10 protein-coding genes, 1 tRNA gene and 1 other annotated feature are annotated in these 10,095 nt (G+C 54.2%); of the genes, 9 read left to right on the top strand and 2 right to left on the bottom strand.

The genetic code is table 11. From position 1 onward, the window contains the following. Nucleotides 1–85: 85 nt before the first annotated feature. Nucleotides 86–158: transfer RNA gene (locus COY37_RS07620), tRNA-Arg, on the bottom strand. Nucleotides 159–342: 184 nt separating this feature from the next. Further along, nucleotides 343–582, top strand: a binding site (T-box leader). A 66-nt stretch (nt 583–648) separates the two neighbouring features. Between COY37_RS07620 and COY37_RS07615 the strand changes: the two genes are divergently transcribed. The 7 genes from COY37_RS07615 (at nt 649) to COY37_RS07585 (ending at nt 7,317) form a co-directional block, all read left to right on the top strand. Further along, nucleotides 649–1,908 (top strand): aminotransferase-like domain-containing protein, encoded by a 1,260-nt coding sequence (locus COY37_RS07615; RefSeq protein WP_286678494.1) that lies wholly within the window; start codon nt 649–651, stop codon nt 1,906–1,908. A gap of 110 nt (nt 1,909–2,018) precedes the next feature. Further along, nucleotides 2,019–2,969: a D-alanine--D-alanine ligase family protein gene (locus COY37_RS07610; RefSeq protein WP_286678493.1), complete on the top strand. Its 951-nt coding sequence runs from the start codon at nt 2,019–2,021 to the stop codon at nt 2,967–2,969. Between the two features lie 65 nt (nt 2,970–3,034). Next, nucleotides 3,035–3,532: a YtxH domain-containing protein gene (locus COY37_RS07605; RefSeq protein WP_286678492.1), complete on the top strand. Its 498-nt coding sequence runs from the start codon at nt 3,035–3,037 to the stop codon at nt 3,530–3,532. A gap of 172 nt (nt 3,533–3,704) precedes the next feature. Continuing rightward, nucleotides 3,705–4,310: a GNAT family N-acetyltransferase gene (locus tag COY37_RS07600; RefSeq protein ID WP_286678491.1), complete on the top strand. Its 606-nt coding sequence runs from the start codon at nt 3,705–3,707 to the stop codon at nt 4,308–4,310. An 80-nt stretch (nt 4,311–4,390) separates the two neighbouring features. Further along, nucleotides 4,391–5,884, top strand: coding sequence for a metallophosphoesterase family protein (locus COY37_RS07595; RefSeq protein ID WP_286977066.1), 1,494 nt, complete (start codon nt 4,391–4,393; stop codon nt 5,882–5,884). Then, entirely contained in the window at nt 5,859–6,764 is a 906-nt protein-coding gene (locus COY37_RS07590; RefSeq protein WP_286678489.1) for a YihY/virulence factor BrkB family protein, read from the top strand. Before COY37_RS07595 ends, COY37_RS07590 begins: the two co-directional genes overlap by 26 nt. Next, nucleotides 6,730–7,317 (top strand): hypothetical protein, encoded by a 588-nt coding sequence (locus tag COY37_RS07585; RefSeq protein WP_286678488.1) that lies wholly within the window; start codon nt 6,730–6,732, stop codon nt 7,315–7,317. The genes COY37_RS07590 and COY37_RS07585 overlap by 35 nt, the downstream gene beginning before the upstream one ends. A 1-nt stretch (nt 7,318) precedes the next feature. Here COY37_RS07585 and COY37_RS07580 read toward each other — a convergent pair whose 3' ends face one another. Further along, the gene (locus COY37_RS07580) at nt 7,319–7,933 is read right to left on the bottom strand and encodes a 5-formyltetrahydrofolate cyclo-ligase (RefSeq protein ID WP_286678487.1); all 615 of its coding nucleotides are present in this window, start codon (nt 7,931–7,933) and stop codon (nt 7,319–7,321) included. Between the two features lie 155 nt (nt 7,934–8,088). On the opposite strand from COY37_RS07580, the gene COY37_RS07575 reads away from it, so the two are divergent. Together COY37_RS07575 and COY37_RS07570 are read left to right on the top strand one after the other, a co-directional pair. After that, entirely contained in the window at nt 8,089–9,000 is a 912-nt protein-coding gene (locus COY37_RS07575; RefSeq protein ID WP_286678486.1) for a permease, read from the top strand. Between the two features lie 96 nt (nt 9,001–9,096). Continuing rightward, nucleotides 9,097–10,095 (top strand): S8 family serine peptidase (locus COY37_RS07570; protein WP_286977063.1); only part of this gene is annotated, 999 nt, incomplete at its 3' end.

Raw genomic sequence — 10,095 nt, 5'->3', positions numbered from 1 at the left:
ATTACAAGTGCAAAACAAGTGCAAATAGTGAAGTGGACGGCCCAGAAACTGTTAACTTTTTTATAACATCCCTGGTAAATGAGTGTGCCCCCGGCATGATTCGAACATGCGACACCAGGTTTAGGAAACCTGTGCTCTATCCCCTGAGCTACGAGGGCGAATTTTTAATTTTAACATAATTGAGTATAAAAGGTGTACGGTATCGCGTCAAGGCCGGTAAAACCCCCCTCTGCAACCATCAGGCTGGCTGGCGGGGGCTGGTTGTGGTTTGACTTTGCCGGCTCTCTCAACTATCATAATACTTTAAAATGGAGCACAATTAGTACACAATAAGTAACACATAGATGTGCGTAGAAGGGAAGAGTACGGTTAGATCACGGTGTAAGAGAGCCGGGGTGGCTGGGAGCCGGTACCTGGTTTAGCTGGGAAGCCGTCCCTGAGCAGTCGGGCAGAATCAAAAAGTAAGCCCGACCGGAGGTACCGTTATCACCGGGGTCGTGCGACTCCATAAGGCCGCAACCGTGAGGTAGCGGCGAAGATGGGTGGTAACGCGAGCGGAAAGTCAAGCCTCTCGTCCCGTTGGGATGAGGGGTTTTTTGTCTATAAAGACAGAGTAAAGTGGTAGCGTGCTGGGCCGAAGGTAAGATAATGACGGAGTTTAGATTAGACCAGTGGACAAAGCTATACGCGCCGCGGGTAAGCCAAATGAAGCCCTCGGAGATACGGGAGATGCTGGCGGTCGCGGCGCGCCCGGATATAATATCGTTTGCCGGGGGCCTGCCCGATACCCGGGTGTTTCCCGTTCATCAGATTGTGGAATCAACCCAGCGGGTGATGCTGCGCGAGGGCCCCGAAGCCCTGCAGTACGGCAGCTCGGAAGGATACGAGGCGCTCAAGCGCCAGATCGTGGGGATGATGGCCGAAGGCGGCGTGAAAATCGGCGTAGATGACTTGATTATCACCGACGGCGCACAGCAGGCGCTCGAGCTTCTGGGCAAGATATTCATCGGAAAAGGAGATACCATCCTGGTCGAGGCACCGAGCTACCTGGGGGCGCTGCAGGCTTTTGCGGGCTATGAGCCCAACGTCGTCGGCATCCCCATGGATGACGATGGCCTGAAAGTCGACCTTTTAGAAGACAAGCTTAAAGAGCTTTCCAGGCAGGGCATTCAGCCGAAGTTTCTCTATGTTATCCCCAACTTTCAGAACCCGGCGGGATTTACGATGTCGGCGGACCGGCGCCTCAAAGTGCTCGAGCTTGCGGATAAATACGGGTTTCTCGTTATAGAGGACGACCCGTACGGCAAACTGCGCTTTGACGGCGAGGCGAAGGTGCTCCTGCGCGCGGTGGATGAAAATGTCGTCTATCTCGGGACCTTCTCCAAGATATTTGCCCCGGGCATGCGCCTGGGCTGGGTTATCGCACCCAAGGCCATCCTGGAAAAACTAATAAACGCCAAGCAGGCGGCCAACTTATGCACGAGTTCGTTTTCCCAGCGGATAACCGAGGAGTACATGAACTCGTTTGATTGGCGACACAACGTCGATGTGCTGATCGACCTCTATAGAGACCGTCGCGATGCGATGTTCGATGCGCTTGAGGAGTACTTTCCGGAAGGCTCAAGCTGGTCGCGCCCCAACGGAGGGCTGTTTATCTGGGCGACACTGCCCGATGGGCTCGATTCCGGCGAGATGTTGGCAGAAGCCATCCGTGAGGCCAAAGTGGCCTACGTGCCCGGCAGGGGGTTCTTTGCGAGCGAGGGCGGCAAGAGTAATATGAGGCTTAACTTCTCGTATTGCCCTCCCGAAGTAATCGATGAGGGAATAAAACGCCTGGGCGGAGTTATCAAGCACCAACTAGTTCTTTACAAGTCGCTTATGCGTGGATATACGCCCGAGAAAAAGTAGTGTTATTTACAATCGTTACGCAAAACGTTGTACATTATTAGTTAACGGATTTAACAAAACGAAGTGAGTTCGAAGGGAGTTTTTACGCCAGTGAAATGGGGGATACGGCTGTGAGAGAAAGGATAGCGGTTCTCATGGGAGGCCGCTCGCTCGAGCGCGATGTATCGCTTAAGAGCGGCCATCGGGTATTTGAAGCGTTAAGGGAGAAAGGTTTTGAGGTCATCAAGCTCGACGTGGATGAAAACCTCGTCGATAACCTCAGGCAGAATCCGGTCGATCTAGTATATATAGCACTGCATGGAAAGTACGGCGAGGACGGCACGGTGCAGGAGTTGCTCGAGATCATGGGCATCCCGTATACCGGGCCCGGCGTTTATGCCAGTACCGTTAGTTTTGACAAAGCACTCTCCAAAGAAATATTTGAACGAAAAGGCATCCCAACGCCGGCGTACTATACGCTGACCGCCGGCAGCTTCCGCGAGATGGGGGCGGCGGCGGTCCTTGATGACGTTGTGGAAAGCCTCGGCCTGCCGGTTGTCGTAAAGCCCGCCGGACAGGGCTCGGCCCTCGGTATCAAGATCGCACACACCAAAGAAGAGCTTCCCGGCGCCTTGATCGGTGCGCTCAGCTACGACGACAAGGTAATCATTGAGCAGTACATCAAGGGTGTCGAAGTAAGCGTGAGCGTCCTGGGCGACCATGACCCGAAAGCTCTTCCCGTGATCGAGATCAGCACGAGCAAGGAGTTTTTCGACTTCGACTCGATGTACTCGATGGGCCAGGCGGAGTACCATATCCCGGCAAGGCTTCCGAAGGACCTCCTTCAGAAGATTCAGGACATCGCAATAAAGGTACACACCGTGTTGGATTGCCGCGATGTTTCACGGATCGACATCATGGTAAGCGAGAAAGGCGACCCGTACGTACTCGAGCTTAACTCAAGCCCGGGTATGACCGAGACAAGCCTGCTGCCGATGTCGGCGGCCGCACACGGCATCGAGTTCGATGATCTCGTAGAGATGCTGGTAGGGTTTGCACTCAAGCGCAAGAAAGCTGTTTAAAAACAGCGCAAGTTGGGTAGCTCATTAGAATGAGCAAAGTTTAATTTAATTTGGAGGGTTGTTATATGGCACACACAGGAAAAGGCAAGATCGCGAGGTTTTTTGCCTTCGTGGTCGGTGGCGCGGTCGGCGCGGTCGGCGGATTGTTGCTTGCACCGCGCGCTGGCCAAGAAACCAGGGAGCGCCTTAAAGAGCGCGCCGAGGAGATGATGGAGGAAGGCCGCGAGAAATATGGGGATCAATTCGACCGGGTACGCGGCATGGCGACCGAGCGGGGCATGGAGTTAAGGGGCCGCATCGAGGAGGCCAGAGAGCGCCTGGTAACCGGCGTTGAGTCCGCATCCCAAACGGTGCGCGAAAAGATCAACGCAGCGGCCGAGGAAGCCGAGCAAGCGGTTTCAACCGCCGAGCAAAAGACCAAAGAGGTAACGGAGAAACCGGCTAAAAAGCCGGCTGTGAAACCAGCCGAAACACCGGTTGAAACATCAGCCGAAGCACCAGCTGAAAAACCGGTTGAAGTACCAGCCGAGAAACCGGAAGAAAAGGAAGAAGAATCCAAATAGACTTATTGCAGCCGGGCTTTTAAACTTTTAATATTAACCGCTTGATATCGGGCAACCTGCCTGGTTACAAGCGGTTTTTTGATTGGTGGGAGAGAAAGCGCACGAACTTGCAGTCGGGCGAGTATTGTCTACAATTAAATAAGAGGAACTTCATCGATTTCGAGGGATCGCTATGCGCAGAAAAATAGTGCCGGTAACGCCAAAGACGCTGCTGCGCTCCGGTTTGGAGTGCGCAAGCTGCACGCGCTGGGAAGGATTGCCGACAGAGACCGACCCCGAGCGGGCGCATGAAGCCAAAGCAGACCGCATGAGGCGCCTTATTAGAGAGTGCGGTGCGTGCGGCAAGATGATTTACGTCGACAACGAGGCACTTGCCTACGCCCAGTACGGACCCGCAAGATTTTTTCCGGGAGCGCAACGGTTCTCAACCCCGGTCAGCGATGACGCATACCTTTTGACGTGTTTATACGTTCGCTCCTATGCAAGCGGGCGCGGTCTTGGCCGAGTGCTTTTGCAATCGGTTGAAGCAAGCCTGGTCAAGCGCAAAGTGAAAGCCATAGAAACGTTTGCGACGCGGGACGAGAAGCACGCCCTCGGGCCTATCGAGTTCTACCTGCAAAATGGTTTCTATATCATACGAGACGACCCGAAATTTCCGCTGATGCGCCTGGAACTAAAAGCGCTTGTCGGATGGCAGATAAATATCCAATTTGCACTGGATGGACTCAAGATCCCCGTGCGCGGGCATGTCGGCGCGCCGGTATCGTTTATTCGCTAGGCCAATAAGTTTTTAGCAAGTCTCTAATAAGTCTCTAATAAATCTTTTATAAGTATCTAGGAAGTCTGTTGGTGGTTTTTTTGCCCGACGTAGTTAGAAAGATACTCTCCTCCTGGGCCGTCGCCCTGATAATCGCGATAGTTGCAAGCGGTACCTTTGCCCTTTTGTTTGGCTACTCCTCCTATGACGTTGATGGACTTCGCCTGGGCTTTGGGATAGAACCCTCCGCGCACGGGCAGACCGAGCTTGCCATCCCACCGTTCGGCGAGGTCACGGCAGCAACGCATAAGACACCGCTTCGTATACGGGTCGGGGTGGAGCGCATCTATCCGCACGAGATCGGCCAGGGCGCCGATGAGATCGATACCGGCGGCGAATTGGTCAAGAAAATCGAGACAGAGGGCAAAAAGGCTTTCAGGCAGTTTGTCATTCGCCTCATAGTGCTTGCCGCCATCGGGGGGATGCTGGGCGCCGCCCTCTCACCGCGCAGGCGCATCTATAAGGCGGTTGCGGGCACCTTCGTGGGGGTCGCTTTCGTTGGGGTGCTCCTCTGGGGAACGTACGCAACATTTAACGTCTACGCGTTCAAGCAGCCGAGCTATAGCGGGGCTTTAACGGCGGCGCCGTGGGCGACCGAAGAGATAGCCAAACGCCTCGGCGATATCAAGGCGTTCAGAAACGAAATACGCGCTATCGCCGCAAGCGTAGACAGCTTCTATTCGAAAATCGATGCCTGGCACCCCATCAAGGAAGATACGATCAAGGTGCTCCATGTCTCGGATATCCACAACAACCCGGTGGCGCTGGATTTGATCAAGCGGGTCGTCAAGGACTTTAACGTTGACCTTGTCATCGACACCGGCGATATCACCGATTTCGGCACGCCGGTTGAGACCAAGCTCACCGAAGGGATTTCCTCGCTTCCCGTGCCGTATGTCTACGTACCGGGAAATCATGACTCGTCGGCCACGGCTTCGTTTATGCGCAAAATCAAAAACGTGGTATTCCTTGATGGAAAACCGGTCACAGTTAAAGGGATAACGATTCTGGGCATGGCCGATCCGGCATCGGCAAGCTCTGAAGTAGCCCCGGCCAACGACGCGGTGATGGCGACGTTCCGGCTTAAAGTCAAACGTATTCTTGAATCTCAGCCAGAAAAACCGCTCATCCTTGCGGTGCATAATCCAAAAGCGGTGCGGGGCCTCCTCGGACAGGTTCCGATTGTCCTGGTGGGCCACACGCACAAGGCCGGGCTTACCGAAAAGAATGGCTGCGTAATAGACAACGCGGGCACTACCGGAGCGGCGGGCCTGCGCACATTCCAGAATGAAGCGGGGGTACCGTATACGCTTGACCTCCTTAATATAGACAGTTCTAAGAAGAAGCTGGTTGCTATCGATAGCCTGGCGGTAACGGGCGCCGAGATGGAATTTCGCCTCGAGCGCAACTTAATTAAAGGAAAGGAGGCATCTGAGACCGAATTAGGAATGGATCAATTCAAGCAAAACCTTAGACGCGCCGGGAACAGGAACAAAGGAGCGGCACCCAGTGCAACGGCTGAAAAACATCTATAAATTCGCGGTAACGATCTATTTCAAGTTCAACGAACACAACGGGTTTTTGCTCGCCGCCGGCATCGCCTTTTTTACGTTTCTCTCCCTTTTCCCGATCCTTATTCTCGTCGGTATCGCGCTCGGTTATTTTCTTGAGAGCCCGGCCTTGCGCGAGCAGATCATCGCCTATGTCTTCAAGAGCCTTCCATCGCTTACCGACACCATACGAACGACGATAGAGCAGGCCGTACAGGATACTATAAATAAGCTCATCGCTCACAGGCCAAGCGCGGGCGTTATCGCGCTGATCGGCCTTATCTGGTCGGCAACCGGATTATTCGGCGGTCTCGGAGTAGCCCTCAACGCTGTTTACGAGGTTAAAGAGACGAGGAATATCATCATCCAACGTCTTATCGCGCTAGGAGTGTTTTTGCTCATCATGTTGCTCCTGTTGATCTCGTTTGGGGCAACGTCGGTTGCTTCGGTATTCCGGGACCAGGTGTTAAACCTGTTTTTCCCGCGACAGGTTGTAACCTTTGCCTGGACGTTCTTATCCTACGCCATCGGCTTTATATCGACCCTGTTGCTTTTCTTAACCGTCTACCGGTTCGTGCCGAACGTTAAGCTTAAGTTTAAGGATGTCTGGCTCGGCACCCTTGTGGCGGGATTCGCCTCAGAGGTGGTAAAATACGGGTTCGCCGTCTATATACATATGTTTGCCAGCAAAAGCTACGGTGTGGTATACGGCAGTCTTGCAACAATTGTCCTACTCATGTTCTGGCTCAACATCTCCGCCATGCTCCTCTTAATAGGGGCGGAGATTAATGTGGCCTATCGGAAGCAGAAGATGGGTGGTGTGAAGATTTTTGAACCGCGAAAAAGTAGCCAGTCGCATATCTGATATCTTTAACCCCTATTACTTGTCGGCCCCGTTCTTCCTGCTCGTAGCCATCGTCTCGTCGCGAAGCCTTAAGACGGCCCTTCTTTACTGGCTGGTAACAGCGCTCTTTTTTAGCGCCCTTCCACTCTGGGATATTAACCGCAGGATACGGTTGAAGATGGTAAGCGACGCCCACATCAGCAGGCGCGAAGACAGGATTAAGCCCTTTTTGTTCTCGCTTGCCTGTGCGGCTTTGGGATTAATTGCCGTATACATAATCGGGGCCCCGGCCGCTGTAAAAGCGGTCTCGTGGATGGTAGTCATCACCGGCGCCGCGATCACGGCGACCACCATTTTCTGGAAGATTAGCCTGCACGCCGCCGGCGCAACTGCAACCGTCGTCGCCCTCATCGCTCTGTTCGGCGTAACCGCAACCCCGGCCATTCTCTTAATCCCCGTCATATTCTGGGCCCGCCTCACCCTCAACAAGCACACGCCAGCCCAACTTATAACAGGCTCACTCGTAGCAGCCGCCATCGCCATCCTGGTGTTTTGGAAATTCGGGTTGGTGTGATTTAGAGATTATCCCCGGACGGATTCCGCTCTCGCAACCGTCCCCCATGGGTATCGATAACCCGCTGCTCGGTAATGATCTTATCAACCGGCAGGTCATGGCTCTCTTTTGGGATAAGGGGTGCGATCTGCAGCTCGAATGCAACGGATACCCAGGAAACCGATGGGTCGAGCTGCCGTAGAAAGCGGTCGTAGTAACCGCCGCCGTAGCCGATACGATTGCCGGCCTCATCAAAGACCATACCGGGCACCAGCACGAGGTCGATGCGGCTTGCCTCACAGTGGGCGGTTTTCTCGATAACCGGTTCGGGAATGCCGTATTTGCTCGGCTGCAGGCCTTCGAGATCGAAGACTTGTCTAAGCACGAGGGCATTGGTCTCAACGTCGGTAATCGGCAGGATGACCTCTTTGCCGAGTCGCAGGGCATCCTCCATCATATCGAGCGTCGGCACTTCGCTCCCGAAAGCCGCGTAAAAGAGTATTACCTTAGCCTTTTTAAACTCCGGCTGGGCGAAAAATATTTCTTTTATGGCTAAAGCCTTACATTGGCGCTCATCATCACACAAGGCGTCCCGCCTGTCACGCGTAATCCGGCGCAAGGCGCGTTTAGGTGACATCTCTATCCCTTCAACACCAAGTATCTCTCGCTTCGCTACGGCTGTCTCGTGGCGCTTAAAATCGCTGTGATGATTTTAAAATATCTCGGTTTAAGTTGAAAGCCTTATTGAAAAGCGGTTAAACTTAGTAAAATACTTTATCGGGAGAGATAGCCTTGATCTTTGTACAGATACTGCAAACATTCCGCGGCTTGGTCATCGACATTCTCCCGTTTTTTATTATAGCACTTGTAATATCCGCGGTGGTTGTCGAGTATTTCCCAGCCCGCGGGCTGGATAAATTGCTCCAACAGATGAAAAATCGGGAGACTCTGGTCTCTGCGTTTTTGGGCGTCTTGATCCCCGCAACACCCGCCTTTCGCGTTTCCATGGCCGCCATAGCCAGGCGAAGCGGCGCACAGTGGACGCCGGTTCTCACATTTATCGCCGGCGCCGGCGCCGGCTTATCGGCCCTTATCATGACATCTATGGTAAGCGTACAGTTCATGATATTACGCCTGGTGGTGGCGCTTCTTTTTGTTTATGCCCTGTCGCTTTTTATCGTCAAGCTGATAGAGCCGCGGCTTGCGGCGGTTGCCATGGACTCGGATGTAGAGACGCTTTTCAGCCGGGACTTTTCTGAAGTCTCAGCAGAAGATATCAACAACGCCGGCGGCAGCGTGACACTTGCCGGCGTCTGGCGCAACCTGCTCGGCCTGGCCAGGGTTATGCTGCCGTGGCTGTTCTTAAGCCTTTTCCTGGCGACCCTGGTCGACGTGGTGGTATCGAAGGCGACCGTCGAGGCGCTCCTGGGCGGGCCCTTCTCGGCGCTCAAAGCGGCCCTTATCGGGATTCCCTTCTATTTTGTCGGAGGTGCGGAGATCCCGCTGCTAAGCGTCCTTTTAAATAAAGGGATGAATCTCGGCGCCGCGGTTTCGCTTATGCTTACCGCACCACTGATAAATTTTCCGGTTTTGTCGGTGTTGGGGCGCTGGGTCGGATATCGCAAGGCACTGGGCTTTATGGCTGTTTGCTGGCTTATCGCCGTTGTTATCGGCCTGTTGCTCGGTTACATCGACGCAAGGTAATTCGTACCGAAAGCAGAGCGACCCTATAACCAATCTAATATCGGTCTAACATCGATTTTATAATACTACCCAGCACCACCCCACAAGGAGGTACACATGCGAGTTGCGGCTAAATTGGCCGAAAGAATTTCAAAACTACCAATGGACGAGCAAGTGCACGTTATCATAAAAATGCGCATGCTCGAGAAAGAACTTATAGAAGAGCTTATTAAAAGGCCCCCTGTAAGCATTCGCCATGTGCTTAAAACGGCAAACGCCGTGTCGCTTTTGATACCGGCCGGTCACATCGAAGGACTTTCCCAGGAGCCCTGGGTTGAGAGGATCGAAGAAGACGAGAAGGTCTACGCGGTCCTTGACGAGTCCGACGGCCCGCTCGGAGCACCTGCAGTCCGGCAGACCGGCTATACAGGTAAGGGAGTAATGTTGGCGGTAATTGATACCGGCATCGACACGGATCACCCCGATTTTGCAGGGCGCATCGTTGCAACCAGAGACTTTACCCTCGAAGGATTTAAAGACAGCAACGGCCATGGAAGCCATATTGCCGGAATCGCCGCAGGCAGCGGCGCATATTCTGATGACAAATACAAAGGAATGGCGCCAAATGCGCTGATTTTAGCCGGTAAGGTCTTGCAGGCCGACGGTAGCGGCAGAGCGAGCGATGTTATGGCCGCCATCGAGTGGGCGGTTGATTTGGGAGCCGATATCATTAACCTCTCGCTCGGCTCAAGCGGCTCATCCGATGGCGCCGATATGCTTTGCGAGGCCTGCGATATGGCGGTCGCAGCCGGCGTGGTGGTATGCGTCGCAGCCGGAAACGACGGGCCCGCGCGAAGAACGATAGGCAGTCCCGCGGCGGCCCGCATGGCGATAACGGTCGGCGCCACCACGGCAAACGGTCTGGTCGCCGAGTTCTCCTCACGCGGTCCGACGGCCGACGATCGGCTCAAACCCGAGGTGGTCGCACCCGGCGTCGATATCGTATCGGTGCGCGCCACCGGAACCCGCGCAGGTAAACAGGTCAACGCCCACTACACATCGGCCACCGGAACCAGCATGGCCGCCCCGCACGTAAGCGGCATAATCGCACTCCTT

Origin of the sequence: Candidatus Aquicultor secundus, from assembly GCF_002791875.1 — a bacterium.
GTDB lineage: Bacteria > Actinomycetota > Aquicultoria > Aquicultorales > Aquicultoraceae > Aquicultor_A > Aquicultor_A secundus.
The sequence above is the reverse complement of the archived record's forward strand: the minus strand, read 5'-3'. Positions and strand labels throughout refer to the sequence as shown.

Bases quoted from the DNA above. Each gene is read 5' to 3' on its own strand.
- COY37_RS07615 (WP_286678494.1), top strand. From the start codon at position 649: ATGACGGAGTTTAGATTAGACCAGTGGACAAAGCTATACGCGCCGCGG.
- COY37_RS07605 (WP_286678492.1), top strand. From the start codon at position 3,035: ATGGCACACACAGGAAAAGGCAAGATCGCGAGGTTTTTTGCCTTCGTG.
- COY37_RS07580 (WP_286678487.1), bottom strand. From the start codon at position 7,933: ATGTCACCTAAACGCGCCTTGCGCCGGATTACGCGTGACAGGCGGGAC.
- COY37_RS07600 (WP_286678491.1), top strand. From the start codon at position 3,705: ATGCGCAGAAAAATAGTGCCGGTAACGCCAAAGACGCTGCTGCGCTCC.